Annotated in this window: 13 protein-coding genes; 8 read left to right on the top strand and 5 right to left on the bottom strand. The window is 72.3% G+C overall.

Translation table 11 applies throughout. The features are described 5' to 3' along the window. Nucleotides 1–4: 4 nt before the first annotated feature. Both ACBJ59_RS26660 and ACBJ59_RS26655 read left to right on the top strand, forming a co-directional pair. Complete coding sequence (locus ACBJ59_RS26660; RefSeq protein ID WP_375112981.1) at nt 5–856, top strand: LLM class flavin-dependent oxidoreductase; 852 nt, start codon at nt 5–7, stop codon at nt 854–856. A gap of 463 nt (nt 857–1,319) precedes the next feature. After that, nucleotides 1,320–1,628, top strand: a complete 309-nt coding sequence (locus ACBJ59_RS26655) for an alpha/beta fold hydrolase (RefSeq protein WP_375112980.1) — start codon at nt 1,320–1,322, stop codon at nt 1,626–1,628. A gap of 5 nt (nt 1,629–1,633) precedes the next feature. Here the strand turns inward: ACBJ59_RS26655 and ACBJ59_RS26650 are convergent, their stop codons facing one another. After that, nucleotides 1,634–2,185, bottom strand: a complete 552-nt coding sequence (locus tag ACBJ59_RS26650) for a TetR/AcrR family transcriptional regulator (RefSeq protein ID WP_375112979.1) — start codon at nt 2,183–2,185, stop codon at nt 1,634–1,636. Between the two features lie 164 nt (nt 2,186–2,349). Here ACBJ59_RS26650 and ACBJ59_RS26645 point away from each other — a divergent pair, with 164 nt between their 5' ends. After that, entirely contained in the window at nt 2,350–5,112 is a 2,763-nt protein-coding gene (locus ACBJ59_RS26645; protein ID WP_375112978.1) for an AAA family ATPase, read from the top strand. 5 nt (nt 5,113–5,117) lie between these two features. On the opposite strand, the gene ACBJ59_RS26640 is transcribed toward ACBJ59_RS26645, so the two are convergent. Continuing rightward, on the bottom strand, nt 5,118–5,891 hold the full coding sequence (locus ACBJ59_RS26640) for an alpha/beta hydrolase (protein ID WP_375112977.1): 774 nt from the start codon (nt 5,889–5,891) through the stop codon (nt 5,118–5,120). 271 nt (nt 5,892–6,162) lie between these two features. Between ACBJ59_RS26640 and ACBJ59_RS26635 the strand changes: the two genes are divergently transcribed. Next, a complete protein-coding gene (locus ACBJ59_RS26635; RefSeq protein WP_375112976.1) occupies nt 6,163–7,221 on the top strand; it encodes an alpha/beta fold hydrolase in 1,059 nt (352 codons plus the stop codon). Nucleotides 7,222–7,306: 85 nt separating this feature from the next. Here the strand turns inward: ACBJ59_RS26635 and ACBJ59_RS26630 are convergent, their stop codons facing one another. Both ACBJ59_RS26630 and ACBJ59_RS26625 read right to left on the bottom strand, forming a co-directional pair. Further along, a complete protein-coding gene (locus tag ACBJ59_RS26630; RefSeq protein WP_375112975.1) occupies nt 7,307–7,864 on the bottom strand; it encodes a DUF308 domain-containing protein in 558 nt (185 codons plus the stop codon). A 31-nt stretch (nt 7,865–7,895) separates the two neighbouring features. Beyond that, nucleotides 7,896–9,512 (bottom strand): tannase/feruloyl esterase family alpha/beta hydrolase, encoded by a 1,617-nt coding sequence (locus ACBJ59_RS26625; RefSeq protein ID WP_375112974.1) that lies wholly within the window; start codon nt 9,510–9,512, stop codon nt 7,896–7,898. Between the two features lie 334 nt (nt 9,513–9,846). Here ACBJ59_RS26625 and ACBJ59_RS26620 point away from each other — a divergent pair, with 334 nt between their 5' ends. The 4 genes from ACBJ59_RS26620 to ACBJ59_RS26605 all read left to right on the top strand — a co-directional run bounded on the left by ACBJ59_RS26620 (nt 9,847) and on the right by ACBJ59_RS26605 (nt 13,598). Continuing rightward, complete coding sequence (locus ACBJ59_RS26620; RefSeq protein ID WP_375112973.1) at nt 9,847–10,671, top strand: alpha/beta fold hydrolase; 825 nt, start codon at nt 9,847–9,849, stop codon at nt 10,669–10,671. A gap of 29 nt (nt 10,672–10,700) precedes the next feature. Next, complete coding sequence (locus ACBJ59_RS26615; protein ID WP_375112972.1) at nt 10,701–11,147, top strand: VOC family protein; 447 nt, start codon at nt 10,701–10,703, stop codon at nt 11,145–11,147. A gap of 41 nt (nt 11,148–11,188) precedes the next feature. Beyond that, nucleotides 11,189–12,637 carry a dihydrolipoyl dehydrogenase family protein gene (locus ACBJ59_RS26610; RefSeq protein WP_375112971.1) on the top strand — a complete coding sequence of 483 codons (1,449 nt, stop codon included), beginning with the start codon at nt 11,189–11,191 and terminating at the stop codon, nt 12,635–12,637. A 100-nt stretch (nt 12,638–12,737) separates the two neighbouring features. Continuing rightward, complete coding sequence (locus tag ACBJ59_RS26605) at nt 12,738–13,598, top strand: oxidoreductase (RefSeq protein ID WP_375112970.1); 861 nt, start codon at nt 12,738–12,740, stop codon at nt 13,596–13,598. Between the two features lie 228 nt (nt 13,599–13,826). Here the strand turns inward: ACBJ59_RS26605 and ACBJ59_RS26600 are convergent, their stop codons facing one another. Further along, nucleotides 13,827–15,662 carry a DJ-1/PfpI family protein gene (locus ACBJ59_RS26600; protein WP_375112969.1) on the bottom strand — a complete coding sequence of 612 codons (1,836 nt, stop codon included), beginning with the start codon at nt 15,660–15,662 and terminating at the stop codon, nt 13,827–13,829. Nucleotides 15,663–15,668: the final 6 nt, after the last annotated feature.

Genomic DNA, 15,668 nt, shown 5'->3' with positions numbered 1-15,668 from the left:
GCACATGACACTCGGACTCGCCGTGCCCTTCGTCGATCCCGCCGCGCTGGTCGCGTGGGCGCGGCGGGCGGACGCCGGTCCGTACGCCAGGATCGGCGTGCCGGACCGGATCGTGTACGACAACCCCGAGACCATGGTCATGCTGGCCGCCATGGCGGCAGTGACGGAGCGGATCCGGGTGCAGTCGGAAGTGGTGCTCGCACCGCTGCGCGACCCGGTGCTGCTGGCCAAGCAGAGCGCGACGCTCGACAGGTTGTCCGGTGGCCGGTTCGCCCTGGGTCTCGGGGTCGGCGCGCGGGAGGACGACTTCCAGGCCGTGGGCGCCGATCACGCCTCTCGCGGGCGGCGGATGGACGAGCAGCTGGCGACCATGCGCCGGGTCTGGGCCGGCGAACCGGTCGCCCCGGGTCTCGGGCCGGTCGGTCCGGCCCCGGTGCGGGCGGGAGGTCCCGAGCTGCTCTTCGGCGGCTTCGCGCGGCCGGCGCTGGCCCGGATCGCCCGGTGGGGCACCGGCTACGTATGCCCGGCTCCACCGGGGTACGCGGGGGCGTTGTTCGAGCTCGTCAGACGGCAGTGGAAGGACGCGGGCCGGCCGGGCGAACCGCTGCTCGTCGCCCAGGTCAACGTCGCGCTGGGGCCGGAGCCCACCGTGGCGGAGGCGCGGGCGGCGCTGCTGCGCTATTACGGGTTCGCACCGGAGCTCGCCGCGCAGTCCGTGCAGGCGATGGCGACGACCGCCGCGGGGATCCGGGAAGCCGTCGCCGCCCATCGGGACCTCGGAGCGCACGAGGTGATGCTCAGCTGCTGGTCCGACGACATCGAGCAGATCGACCGGCTGGCGGACCTGCTGGCGTGACCCTTTCCGGCCCGACCGCGCGGCGGACGCGACCTGCCGCCGCGCCCGCCGTCCGGCTTGTTCGCGCTCAGACCACCTGGGCGAAGCAGGCGAGGGCGACGGCCACCACGAGCACGGCCACCGCCAACACCCTCATGAGATTCGATACGAGCACCGGATCCTCCTTTCGCCGGGGAATGCGTCACCTGTCTGACTGGTGATGATATTCTCAGCATATCCGTCACCGGTCAAAGCAGTGACGGATGAGCTCTTTTGGACTTGACGGTCCATTTTCGGATGCGGAAGCTGACGAGAGCCGCCCGCGAACGGAGTGACACCCTCATGCCTCTCGACCACTACTACCTGCTCGGACGTTCCGGGGTATACGCGTCGTCAACGTCCCGCATGCAGGCGGCGCCTAAGGTCGTACGCCGTGTCGAGTCACCCGAAATCTCGCGAACCGCCGGACGCAAAAGAAAGGCACATGAACACCGCCGCCACGACCCCGCTGTCGCCGGGCACGCACACCGTCAACGTCGGGCGCGTCGCCCAGCGCTACCAAAGCGCCCCGGTGACCGGCCCCGAGCATTTCGCCGAGTCGGCGCGCAACATGGAGGCGTTCGCGCCGCTGTCCTCCGTCATCTGCGGTCCGCGCCGGGCCGGGGAGCTGGCCGCCGGGATCCCGCGCGCCGAGCTGGTCCTGCTGGAGCACAGCGGTCATCTCGGTCACGTCGAGGAGCCGGAGGCCTTCGCGCGCGCCGTGACGGCCTTCGTGGCAGCCACGGCCGGGTGACGGGGTCAGCGCGCCTGCGGGGTGCCGACGCCGCGCAGCAGCGTGTCGACCACGACGTCGGCGGCCTGCGCGGCGCTCAGCTCGGACAGGTCCTCGGCGGCGTGTTCCAGCAGCGGCGGCAGGACGGTGGCCACCCAGCCGGGTGGCAGGCCGGAGCGCAGCAGACCCTCGTCGGTCGCGCGCCGCAGGAAGGCGTCGACCTCGTCGATCAGCCGGCGGCGGCGCTCCTGGATCGTCACGTCGCGGAGCATCCGGCTCGTCTCCACGGGCCACTTGCGGTTGACGGCGATGATGCCTTCGACGTAGCGATGCAGCGCGACCGCGACGGGGGCCTCGCGCAGCCTGGCGGCCTCGATGGCCTCCTCGACCGCGTCGTAGCGGGCCCCGTAGACGGCGGCCATGAGGTCTTCGCGGGAGGCGAAGCGGCGGTAGACCGTGCGGCGGTCCACTCCCGCCGCGGCGGCGATGGCGGCGATGGTCGCTGAGGGGTCGTCGGCGAGCATGCGGGCGCCCGTGCTCAGGACGCGTTCCAGGTTGCGCGTCGCGTCTGCTCTCACCTGGTCAAAGATACTCCGTCCCGTAGCATATGAAGCAACTTAGTGTCACATTAATGGGAAAGTTATACTTCCAAGCGCTACTCTTATGAGGCACTTATTAGGTTCAGCGCTTCGTGGCCAAGGACTCTGGCCTGATCGGCCATACCCGAAGGAGTGAGGGAAGCGTGGAGTCGCTCGTCTCGACGATGGTGGGCCGGGATGACGTCCAAGGGGAACTGTCGGCGTTCATGGCGGCCACCGGGGGGCAGGCCCTCATCCTCAGAGGCGAGACTGGGGTCGGCAAGAGCGCCCTGCTCGACCACGTGGCCGGCCTCGCCGCCTCGGAGAACCACCGGGTGATCCGCGCCGCCGGCGTCGAGGCGGAGGCGGAGCTGCCCTTCGCCGGCCTGCACCAGCTGCTGTACTCGCTGCTGCCCCGCTCGGCCGAGCTCGACGAGGGCCACCGTGCCGTCCTCGACGTCGTCTTCGGACTGCGCGAGGGCAAGGCGCCGTCGGTCATGTCCCTCGGCATCGTGGTCCTCGACCTGCTGTCCCTGGCGGCGTCGGAGCGGCCGCTCCTGCTGGTGCTCGACGACGGTCAGTGGATGGACGCCTCCAGCGCCGAGGTGTGCGGGTTCGTGGGGCGCCGGCTCACCGGCAGCTCCGTGAAGATGCTCATCGCCGTACGGTCCGACCTGGGCTCGCGGTTCGACACGGCCGCGCTTCCCGAGCTCCCCGTGGCCGCCCTGTCGGACAGGGCCGCCGGGCAGCTGCTGGACCTGCGCCACCCGCAGCTCGACCCGCAGACCCGGCGCATCGTCATGGAGCACGCCATGGGCAACCCCCTGGCGCTGCTGGAGCTGCCCGCCTACGTGAACGGCGGACACACCGGACGCACGGCCGAGGAGCTCCTCGGATTCGGCAACATCCCGCTGTCGCGCCGGCTGCAGCACGTCTACGGCATCCGCATCGAACGCCTGCCCGGTCCCGTACGCGCGGAGCTGCTGCGCGGCGCTCTCGACGGCGTCGGGGCGGGGCCGGGCGGCAACCACGCCCCCGGCGCCCGCTACCGCATGCGCGGGGCCGACGAGGCGGTCGCCGCGGGCCTGCTCGACTCCGACCCCGCCACCGGCGACCTCGTCTTCCGGCACCCGCTGATCCGCACCACCGTCGTGCGGCTGGCGACCCCCAACCAGCGGCGCGCGGCACACGCCGAGCTCGCGGGGGTGCACCGCCATGACGTCGAGCGGCGCGCCCGCCACCTGGCCGCCTCGATCGTGGATCCCGACGAGGAGGTGGCGGCCGCGCTGGAAGCCGCGGCCGACTCGGCGACCCGGCGCGGCGGCGCGGTCGCCGCCGTGGCCTGGCTGATCCGCGCGGCGGAGCTGAGCGAGACCCCCGCCGACCGCTCCAGGCGGCTCGGCGACGCCGCCTTCATCGCCGGGCATGCCGCGCTCCTGGACCAGGTGCAGCAACTCCTCCGCTCCGACCTGCCGCCGGGCGCGAGCGAGTCCCCCGCCACGGTCGTCACCTCCGCCTACGTGGCCCTGTACGAAGACGGCGACGTACGCTCCGCGCATCGCCACGTCGCGGCGGCGATCGAGAGCCTGCGGAAGGACAGCGCGCACGAGCCCGCCGAAGCACTCACCCGGCTGGTGAACGTGCTGCTGGCCATCAGCCAGTACGCCGGCGACGCCGCGCTGTGGGGCCGCACCGAGCAGCTCATGGACTCTCTCGGGGACCGGATCGACACCCGCTCGGCGATCTACCGCGACGCGTGGAGCGACGTCGTCCGGCACGGCGCGGGCGTGCACGAGCGGGTCGAGCGCGCCTTCGCCGGTGTCTCGGAGCTGGAGCCGTGGGACGTCTCGCGCCTGGCCGTCGCCTCCTACCACGTCGACACGCTGGGCCAGTACCGCCCCTACCTGCAGCGGGCCGTCGACCGTGAGGTGGAGACCGGCGCGGTGGCCACCGGCATGACCATGCTGCACCTGATCATGCTCGACCAGCTGGCCGCCGGCGAGTGGGACGACGCCGAACGTACGGGACAACGCGCGCTGGAGCTGACCACGTCCCACGGGAACACGCTGTTCGCCCACCACACCCGCGCCTACCTGGGGCTCCTGGCCGCCCTGCGCGGGCAGGTCGATCGGGCCCGGGAGGCGCAGGCCGTCCTGGACGCCTGGGCCCGCCCGCGCGGCGTGGGCTTCCTGACCCAGATCGCCGACGCCATCGGCACGGCGGCGGCCCTGAGCGAGGGCGACCACGAAGCCGCCTACCTGTACGCCATCGGCATCACGCCGCCCGGATCGTTCGAACGCTACGCCCACCAGGCCGCACGCACGCTGCTCGACCTGGTCGAGGCCGCCGTGCACACCGGGCGCCTGGAGCAGGCCCGCCGGCACGCCCGGGCCGCCCTCGACGCCGGCCTGCCCGCCGTCTCCCCCCGGCTGGCCCTCATCACGTACGGCGCCCTGGCGATGACGGCCGCCGACGAGAAGGAGGCCGAGGACATGTACGCCCGCGCCGAGGCCCACCCGGCCGCGGCGGGCTTCCCGTTCGAGCTGGCGCGCATCCGCCTGGCCCACGGCGTCCGGCTCCGGCACACCCAGGGGCCCAAGGCCGCACGGCCCGTCCTGGTTCGCGCCGCCGAGTCCTTCGAGCGGCTCGGAGCGACGGGCTGGGCCGAACGCGCCCAGGCCGAGCTGCGCGCCTCAGGGGCGCCGGCCCGCGCCTCGCTGTCGTACCTGACCGCGCTGACCTGGCAGGAACGCCGCATCGCGGAGCTGGCCGCGAGCGGGCTGACGAACAAGGAGATCGGCGAACGCATGCACCTGTCACCGCGCACCGTCAGCTCCCACCTCTACCGCGTCTTCCCGAAACTGGGCATCACCTCGCGCGCCGCGCTGCGCGACGCTCTGGGCAAGGCCGGCGACGGCGACATCTGACCCCCTCACCACGTTGCCGGGTCGGCGCGCACCCCTCGCTCGGCGAGCCAGACGAGCACGTAGTCGGCGACCGCCCGCCAGCCGCTGTCGACGACCAGCGAATGGGCCCGGTCGGGGAACTGCTTGAAGCCGCTGGTGGCCGTCGAGTCGCCGTACAACTTGTACACGGCCCGGGTGACGTGGTCGGGCACCAGCCGGTCCTCCTGCCCCGAGATCAGCAGCAGCGGGCCGCGGCCGGTGTTGCCGTGGTCCACGACCGCCCGCGGGTGCCGTACGGCGCCGCCGTGTCCCAGCTCGGCCAGCAGCCGGCGTGACCCGGGGACGACGTGGCGCTCGAACAGCTCGGCGGACTCCTGCTCGGTGACCGCGTTGGCGAACAGCCGCCGGAACCCCCCGGCGTCCATCGACACCGGCCACGGCTCCCCGGGCGCCAGACCGGTCGCGTGATCGACCGGGGCGGGGGCGATGGCGACCGCGGCACGGCCGGCGTTCGTGCCGAGGAGGTGCTGCGCGATGAGCCCGCCCACCGAGTGGCCGACGATCACCGGCGGGGTGTCGAAGGAACGGACGATGCGCGCGTAGTGCTCCGTGAGCGCGTCGAGCCCCAGCTCGTGGAGCGCCTCGGGGTGCCGGCGGGCCTCGCCCACCGTGGCGGGCTCCCCCGGCCAGCCCGGCGCGCAGGCGGCGAACCCGAAACTGGCGAAGCGCTCGTTCCACGAATCCCACGACGACGCGTGGAGCCACGCGCCATGGATGAAGACGACGGGAGTGGGATTCACGGATCCTCCGGAAGGCTCAGGACCAGGTCCGATCAAGGATTGTCCACATGTGCCCGGGCAGGAACAGTCGAATGACTGAATGTTCCTGTGCGCCTCGCGTCGCTGGTCCGGCGCGGTCTGCCGGGACGCCGTGCTCCGGGAGAGGGTTACGCGCGACCGGCACGGCCGCCGTCCGCCGTGTCTCACCGTCATCTGACTGATGTGTCGGATTCCACTGCCAGAAACAGTAACAAATGCTGCATTTCTTGTGACATGACACGGAGGACTCCTCATGATCAACAGGCGCACCTTCGGCAAGGCCGTCGGTCTGGCCACCGGCGCGACCGTCGCCTCGCTGGCGGGTCTGCAGGCCTTCCCGGCCGCCTCCGCCACCACGCGCGGAGCGACCCCGACGTCGCCGGCGGCCACGCCCGGCGCGCACACGTCCTTCGCTCCGCTGAAGCAGGTCAAGGCCGGGCTGCTGGACATCGGTTACGCCGAGGCGGGCCCGGCCCGCGGGCCCGTCGTCATCTGCCTGCACGGCTGGCCCTACGACATCCACAGCTTCGTCGACGTCGCTCCGCTGCTGGCGGCGCAGGGCTACCGGGTGATCGTGCCCTACCTGCGCGGCCATGGCACGACGCGGTTCCTGTCCTCGAAGACGTTCCGCAACGCCCAGCAGTCGGCGATCGCGCTCGACATCATCGCCCTGATGGACGCCCTCAAGATCGACAAGGCCGTTCTCGCCGGCTTCGACTGGGGGTCGAGGACCGCCGACATCATCGCGGCCCTGTGGCCGCAGCGGTGCAAGGCCCTGGTGTCGGTGAGCGGCTACCTCATCACCAACCTCGAGGCCAACCTCGAACCGCTGCCGCCGAAGGCCGAGTACGCCTGGTGGTACCAGTACTATTTCGCCACCGAGCGGGGCCGGAAGGCCATGCAGGACAGGGACAAGCGGCACGACCTGGCCCGGCTCGTCTGGGACACCGTCTCCCCGACGTGGGACTTCGACGACGCCACCTTCGACCGAACGGCCGCGGCCTTCGACAACCCCGACTACGCCGCCATCGTGATCCACAACTACCGGTGGCGGCTGAGCCTGGCCGACGGGGAGCGCCGTTACGACGGTCTGGAGAAGCGGCTCGCCGCCCGGCCGGTCATCAAGGTGCCGACCATCACCCTGGACGCCGAGCGCGACCCCTTCACGGCGCCGCCGGGCGACGGCTCGTCGTACCGCTCCATGTTCACCGGCCCCTACGATCACCGCACCCTGGCGGGCATCGGCCACAACCTGCCGCAGGAAGCGCCCACCGCCTTCGCCCAGGCCGTCGTCGACGTGGACCACCTCTGACGACCGCGACGACCACCCTCGAACACCGAGACAGCCTGCCGGATGAGATCCGGCAGGCTGTCGGTGTGTCGGCGGCCGATCACCGTCAGACGGTCCGCGCCCGGGGCCGGCGGGCACGCCAGGCCAGCAGCCCGGCCTGGATGATGAAGAACACGCCGCCGCCGGTGGCGTAGACCGACAGCACATCGAGCGAGGCGGTGTCCCCGAGGGCCTGGATGTTGTAGAAGATGCCCACGAGGAACGACAGACCGCCCGCGATCAGCATCGGCCACTGAGGGCCCGGCTCGGGCCCGCGCCGCCGCAGCCCGACCAGCACCTGCGCCGCGCCGGAGACGACGGCCCAGGCACCGAACACGTGCAGCACCGCCGGCACCCCGCCCGCTCCCGCGAGGCCGACGCCGACGGCGGCCAACGCGCTGAGCAGCCCGTTGAACAGCGTCAGGCGATCCGCCGATCCGTCCGGGGCCGCGCGCAGCTCGATCAGCGACGACACCGCGTCGATCAGCGGATAGACGACCAGCAAGGTGATCGCGAGGGCGTCAATGGGGTCGTGCGCTGAGGCGAACGCCGCGGCCCACGCCACGGCCAGGACTCCACGGCCCAGGTACAGCCTCAGCAGGGATGACGGAGCCTTCGTGGTCATGACGGGTGGCCTTTCGACGAGCGGATGGTGGTCAGTGCCGGACCGGGGCGCAGTAGTAGCCGGCGGCGTCGGCCAGGTCGCCGTGGCCGCTGTAGCGGGAGACGGACGGGTACAGGCACAGCTCGCGCGTCACCGTCTCGCCGGAGGAGTCCGTGATGGCGGCGCTCAGCGTCCGCGGGGCCTTGCCCTGCTCGACCCAGGCCGTCAGGGCGCCGAGGGCGTCGGTGGGCTTGGGGCCGGTGCTCGTGTCGCCGGCGCAGTGGGCGACGCCCGGCGCCAGGAACAGCCGGTAGAAGTCGTCGACCCGGCTCCCGCCGCCCATGGCCCGCTCCACCCGCCGGCGGTAGTCCACGGTGCCCTGGGCGGGAATCAGCTGGTCGGCCTGGCCGTGCCAGGTGAGCAGCTTGCCGCCGGACTTCCGGAACGCCGACAGGTCGGGGTCGTCGGTGCCGATGATCGTGTCGTACTCGGCCTGGGACTGCTCGAACAGCCTGGCGAACTCGGCGTAGGTGATCGTCGAGAGGTCGTAGGTGGGCTGCCGCTTCAGCCACGTCGCGACCCAGGCGGCCGGGACCGGGAACGGCGCGCCCACGCGGGTGCCGTCCGTGCCGAGCTTGGTGCCGGCGAGGTCGAAGCCGGCCCCGATCGGGACGCCGGCCCACAGCTTCCTGCCGGACGGCGTGCGGGGGCCGTCCCAGATCTTGCGTACGACGGCCGCGTCGGCCGCGGTGATGGTCTCCTGCTCGCCCTCGCACTCGACCGTCTTGCCGATGAGCCGGCGCGGGTCGAAGTCGCACCCGGCGGGGTCGCCGATGAGCCCGTCACGGGCGCCGTCGAGCGGGTCGCACGCCTTGACGGCGGCCTGGTTGAACAGGTTGAACTCGCAGGGGGAGGGGAACGTGTCCTCCTCGTTCATCACCACCTGCGGCCACACGGTCGCGACCTCGAACTCGTCCCAGTTGATCGCCGGAGCGGTGGCCAGGATGCCGTCGTAGTCGCCGGGGTGGCGCTGGGCCTCCATGTAGCCCTGGCGGCCGCCGGTCGAGCAGCCGTTCCAGTACGAGTAGGAGGCGGGCTTGCCGTACACCTTGGCGACGACCTGCTTGGCGACGACCGTCATCTCGTGCTGTGAGCGGTCGGCGAAGTTCTTCAGCAGCGCCGTGTCGACCTCGCCCGCGCTGTTCAGGGCCCAGGTGGTGTCCAGGTAGGTGCTGACGCCGGCGTCGGTGGTCGCGGCGGCGTAGCCGGTCTTGACCGCGCCGGCCAGGCCCGCGCCGTAGTCGCCGGCGGCGAAGGCGCTGCCGCCGAGCGCCTGGAAGCGGCCGGTCCAGCCCGTCTCGGGCAGCCAGACCCGCACCTTGGCGTGGTCGCCGACACCCGGGTGGGTGAGCGTGACCGTGACCTCGCAGCGGGCCGGCACACCGGGGATCTCGGCACCGGGCAGCGGCGTCACCGGCGGAACGGTCACGGTGCCCGCCTCCCGGCGCTGCGCCGTCACGGATTCCACCGTGGTGCCCGCCGGGGCGTTCACGGAGATGGACGAGCAGGTGAAGGGGGCGGCGACGGCCGCGGCGGCGGCGCTGGTGGGCAGGGCTGTCGCCGCCGCCAGCGGCAGGCCGGCCGCGAGAATGATCAAAAGGCGTTTCATGAGGTTTCCTCTCGCTGAAGCACTGGGTCGTCAGCTGTTGGGGTGCGTCTCACTCTCGTTCGCGGCCGGCACCCGGCACATCAGTCAGTTGACGGTCAGCATCGGCGAGGCGCTCCGGCCGCACGTCACGCACGCCGCGGCGCGGTCGGTCGGCCGTACGCGGGGACATGCGCGCGGCTCGCGGCCCACGGCCGGGCGGTGCCGCCGAACGACGGTCCGGCCGCCCCCTCGTGACTGACCGTCAAGTGACCGATGTGGCCGCGATCCTCCCCGGACGACAGTGGTGACGCCAGATTCACCACCTTCGTCAGAAGCCTTGTGAAAGGGGAATTTCGTGGTCAGCAGCAAGGGTGTACGCAGCCGGGGGCTCATGTCGGGCGTCCTGTCGACGGTCGCCATCGGTCTCCTCGCCACCGCCGCCACGCCCGCCCTCGCGGCGGACAAGCCGGCCAAGCCGACCATCGTGCTGGAGCACGGCGCCTTCGCCGACGCCTCCAGCTGGAACGCGGTGATCGAGGAGCTGCGCGCGGACGGTTACCCCGTCGTCGCCGCGGCCAACCCGCTGCGCGGGCCGGCCAACGACGCGGCCGCGCTCCGCAGCGTCCTCGACCACGTCGCCGGGCCGAAGATCCTCGTCGGGCACTCCTACGGCGGCTCGGTCATCAGCGTGGCCGGCGCGAACGACCCCCAGGTCAAGGCCCTCGTGTACGTCGCCGCCTTCCTGCCCGCCCCCGGCGAGACCGCCCTGGAGCTGACGAACAAGTACCCCGGCTCCACCCTCCCCGCCGCCCTCGACCCGACCCCCTTCACCCTCCCGGACGGCACCGCCGGAACCGACCTGTACATCAAGCCCGGCAAGTTCCGCCACCAGTTCGCCGCCGACGTACCGGCCGGCGCCGCGGCCCTCATGGCCGCCACCCAGCGGCCCATCGCCCAGTCCGCCCTGGAGGAGAAGACCGAGGCCGCCGCCTGGAAGGACAAGCCCACCTGGGCCGTCATCACGACCCAGGACCTCAACATCCCCGCCGCGGTCCAGCGCTACATGGCCAAGCGCGCCCACGCGCACTCCGTCGAGGTACGCGCCTCCCACTCCGTCGCCGTCTCCCGGCCCAAGACCGTGGCCGGCGTCATCGAGAAGGCCGCACGCGCCACCCGATAGCCCCACGACCCGAAAGGAAGATCACGACCATGGACATGAAGCTCGAAGTCGTCGTCCTGCCCGTATCCGACACCGACCGCGCCAGGGACTTCTACACCCGGCAGCTGGGCTTCCGCCTCGACGCGGACTTCCCCATCAACGACGGTTACCGGATCGTCCAGGTCACTCCCCCAGGCTCGGCCTGCTCGATCATCTTCGGCGACGGCCTCACCGACGCCGAACCCGGCACGGTCCAGGGACTGCACCTGATCGTGTCCGACATCGAGCAGGCCCAGAAGGCACTGGGCGGCCGCGGCGTCGACGTCACCGGCCCGTTCCACGACGCCACCGGCGCCTTCCACCAGGCCGGCGAGACCGGCCGCGTCATGGGGCTGCACCCGCAGCGGGCCAGCTACGGCTCCTTCGCCTCGTTCGCCGACCCCGACGGCAACCGCTGGTTCCTGCAGGAGATCACCGAACGGCTGCCCGGCCGCTGACCGGCGGCATCCCCGAGACACGGCCACACCATGGAGGACCAGTGACCACCGAAGACACCCGTACCTATGACGTGGTCGTGATCGGGGCCGGTCCGGTCGGCGAGAACGTCGCCGACCGGACCACCGCCGCCGGCCTGAGCACCGTCATCGTGGAGAGCGAACTCGTCGGCGGCGAGTGCTCCTACTGGGCGTGCGAGCCGAGCAAGGCCCTGCTGCGGCCCGCACTCCTGCGGGCCGACGCCGGCCGGGTGCCGGGTCTGGACCCGGCCGCCGCCGGACCGCTGGACGCCGCCGCCGTGCTGGCGCATCGCGACCGCATGGCCGCCCACTGGAACGACGACGGCCAGGTCGAATGGCTCAGGACGGCCGGCATCGACCTCCAACGCGGCCACGGCCGCCTCGACGGGCCACGGCGCGTGGCCGTGACCACCCCCGACGGCGGCACCGTCCACCTGCGGGCCAGGCATGCCGTGGCCGTGTGCACCGGCAGCGGCGCCGCCCTCCCCGACCTGACCGGGCTCGCCGACCTGCGCCCCTGGACCAGCCGCGAGGCCACCAGCGCCGCGCGGCCGCCCGGACGACTCGTCATCGTCGGCGCGGGCGTCGTGGCCACCGAGATGGCCACCGCCTGGCAGGCCCTCGGCACCGAGGTCACCCTCCTCGCCCGCGGCACCCGGCTGCTGCCGCAGATGGAGCCCTTCGCCGGCGAGCTCGTCGCCGACCGCCTCCGCGAAGCGGGCACCGACCTGCGGTTCGGCGTGACCGTACGCACCGCTGACCGTACGGGCGGCGAGGTCCGCAGCACCCTCTCCGACGGCGACCGGCTCACCGCGGACGAGATCCTCTTCGCCACCGGCCGCGCGCCCCGCACCGGCGACATCGGCCTCGAGACCGTCGGCCTGACCCCCGGGGACTGGCTCGCCACCGACGACACCCTCACCGTCACCGCCGTCCCCGGCGACTGGCTCTATGCCGCGGGTGACGTCAACCGGCGGGCCCTGCTCACCCACCAGGGCAAGTACCAGGCCCGCATCGCCGGCGCCGTCATCGCGGCCCGCGCCCTCGGAACCCCGCTCGACACCGGACGCTGGAGCCCCCACGCGAGCACCGCCGACCTCGCGGCCGTGCCTCAGGTCGTCTTCACCGACCCCGAGATCGCCGGTGTCGGCCTCACCACCATCGAAGCCCGGTGCACCGGCCGCCGCGTCCACGTCGTCGACCACGACCTCGGACACGTCGCCGGCGCCATCCAGCACAGCCCGGACTACCGCGGCAGGGCCCGCGCCCTCATCGACCCCGACCGCCGCACCGTCGTCGGCGCCACCTTCGCCGGGCCGGGCGTCGCCGAGCTCCTCCACTCCGCCACCGTGGCGATCATCGGCGAGATCCCCGTCGAACGCCTCTGGCACGCCGTGCCGCCCTTCCCGACCATCAGCGAGGTGTGGCTGCGGCTGCTGGAGACGTACCGGGACCAGCAGGGGTCTCTGTAGCACATGAAGAGATTTGTGTCACTCCACAACGAAGATTGACCATTTAAGTGCTACATTGATGAGACAGTTAGCGAGAAGATCGACCACGAAGGAAACACCCATGGCCAAGACCTGGCTCATCACCGGAGCATCGCGCGGCCTCGGACGTCGCCTCGCCGAAGCCGTTCTCGAAGCGGGCGACCAGGCCATCGCCACCGCACGCAGCCCCAAGCAGCTCGACGACCTGGTGGCCCGGCACGGCGACCGGGTACGCGCGGTCGCGCTCGACGTCACCGACGCCGCCGCGGCCTCCCGGGCGGTCAAGGAGGCCACCGACACCTTCGGCAGCCTCGACGTGGTCGTCAACAACGCCGGCTACGGCAACAGCGCGCCGATCGAGGAGATGGCCGAGGACGACTTCCGCGCCCAGATCGAGACCAACCTGTTCGGCGTCGTGAACGTCACCCGGGCCGCGCTACCCGTCCTGCGCACCCAGCGATCAGGAGTGTTCGTACAGTTCTCCTCCATCGGAGGACGCGTCGGCGGCACCCCCGGAATGGGCGCCTACCAGACCGCGAAGTTCGCCGTCGAAGGCTTCTCCGAAGTCCTCGCCAACGAGGTCGCGCCCTTCGGCGTCAAGGTCATCATCGTCGAGCCGGGCGCGTTCCGTACCGACTGGCAGGGCTCCTCCATGGAGATCCACCCCGTCGGGCCCGACTACGAGCAGACCGTGGGCGCCATCCACCGCTACCGGCGCGACACCGACGGCACCCAGCCCGGCGACCCGGCCCGCGCCGCCCGGATCATCATCGACGTCGTCCGCGACGCCGACCCACCCCGGCGGCTCCTCCTCGGCAGCGACGCCGTCGCCTCCGCCCAGAAGGCCGCCGAGCTCCGCGCCGCGGAAACCGAGAAGTGGGCCGACGTGAGCCGCTCGGCCGACTACCCCACCGACGAACGCCACCTCCCGCAGTCGGGGTAAGGCGTTCTTTCCAGTCTCCCAGGGACGGGTCAGCCACCTCCTTACCCAGCCTTTCCGCCTGTCGCGAGGTGAACATCGTGTCTGCGTACCGGACCCCCGTGCGAAAGACACGACACACCGGGAAGGTGTCTTGCGATCAGCGCTTGTGAACAACTTGGAGCCGTCTCCAAGCGCAGCTCAGCGGCCGGCCGTGGCGGATCTCGGTGGCTGGTCGGACGTCCTGGGGGTTCACTCCTGGCTGCGGGCATCCACCGGCCGGCGGGTACGGGCCCGCCGGATCAGCCAGGCGGCGCCCAGGGCGGCGGCCAGTCCTGCCAGGCCCAGGAAGAGCGGGCGCAGGACCAGCGTCCACGGCCACCCGGGACCGGACAGCCCGAGCCCGCCGGCCGGGTACTCCAGGACCTTGGCGGCCCACTGCGCCGTCGGGACGTCCATGGCGTGGGCCACCTCCCGCAGCCCGGCGTCGAAGGCGAAGCCCGGCTGTGATCGGAGGTACTCCACCGGCACGCCGGCCCGGCGGGCGGCGTCGACGGCAGGGTGGGGGCTCGCGGCGGCGCCGGGCACCAGCAGCCGGTCGAAGCGGTCCGTGGCGTTCGCCAGGGTGCCGCGCGGGACGAACGTCAGCCCGTGGCGGGAGCGGACGGCGGAGCCGTCGGGGGTGACCGCGACGGTCCGGGCGGCCATCGAGTGCTCGGCGTACGGATCGAACGCGGCGGCCAGTTCGAGCTCGCCGACGCCGTCGGTGAGCACCACTCCGACGGTCGGGGCGTCCCAGCGGAAGCCCACGTTGAGCAGGTGGAGAACGGCGTCGCTGAAAGTCAGCTCCGACTGGGGGAGCGCCGCGGCCCTCCCGGGCGTGTAGTACCGCCAGCCGACGGCCTTGGCGGCGGCCCGGGCGGAGTCGGTGCCGACGAGCCGCTCGACCACGCGCAGCGTCCCGTCGACCGCCGACAGCAACCCGCCGGTGCTGATCACGTCACCGCCGTCGATGTAGCGGATCCCGCGCCGCCAGTTCACGCCGGGATGGTCATGTTCGAACTCGGCGAGCCGATACCAGTGCGAGGTCACGTCGCGCCCGTCGAGCAGCCCGGTCTCCGCGACCAGCTGCGCACCGGCGCACACACTCAGCAGCAGCCCGTCGCTCGCGGTGTCCTTGATCCATGAGGTCACCCTGGCGCGGTCGGACGCGTCGGAGTCCGGCATGGCGGGCACGACGGTCACGTCCGGGGCCGAACCGCTCAGCCGCTGCCCCAGCTGCGCGAAGCTGAGGTCCGGCACCAGGTCCAGCCCGCCGAGCAGGGGCAGCGGGCGGCGTTCCGGCGCGACGGTGTAGACGTTGAACGCTCCCGTGACGGCCAGGACCTCGTACGAGACGAGCGCGTCGGCGATGTTGGCGCCGCTGTTGCCGACGACGACCACGGCGGTGGGCTTGCCCGGATCGTGCACCGCAGGCGTGGCGGTGGCCGTGGTGATCCCGGGCCGGCCGTACTGGCTTCGCGCGTACGCCGCCGAACCCGCGGCGTACACGGCACCGGGGACGAGCAGCAAGGCGAGCAGCACGGCCAGGCCGCGGCCGATCACCCGCGCGGCCGGCCGGACCGGGCCGTGCGCCCTGCTGTACTCCTCGCGGCGGCGGAGCATGACGATCAGCATGGCCGGCAGCATCAGCACGTGCAGCAGGGTCATCGTCGTCCCTCCGGAGACCGCCCCCGCCCACAGCAGCGGCACCAGCACCACGAGCGGGGCGAACATGGCCGCCACCATCTCCAGGGTGCTCGCCCAGCCGTGCCGGCGGTAGCGCATCCACGCGGCCATGCCCAGCGACATGGTGAGCACCATCTCCAGTGAGCCGATCACCGGCTGGTCGGCGTGGGAATAGCCCCACCCGGCGGCGCCGAGGACCGCGTTCAGCGCGGCCCCGAGGACCAGCATCCCGGCCAGCATCGCCACGACCATCTCCAGGAAGTGCCAGGCGAAGCGCCACCAGCTCGCGCGGCCGGCGGTGTGCGCCTCTCCGGTGGCCGGCACGCGGCTGTCCGCCGCGTCCTGTCTGGGGTAGTTCACCGCACA

Origin of the sequence: Nonomuraea sp. MTCD27 (assembly GCF_041950495.1) — a bacterium.
In the GTDB taxonomy this organism is placed as follows: Bacteria; Actinomycetota; Actinomycetes; order Streptosporangiales; family Streptosporangiaceae; genus Nonomuraea.
This window is presented reverse-complemented; position numbering and strand designations above follow the sequence as displayed.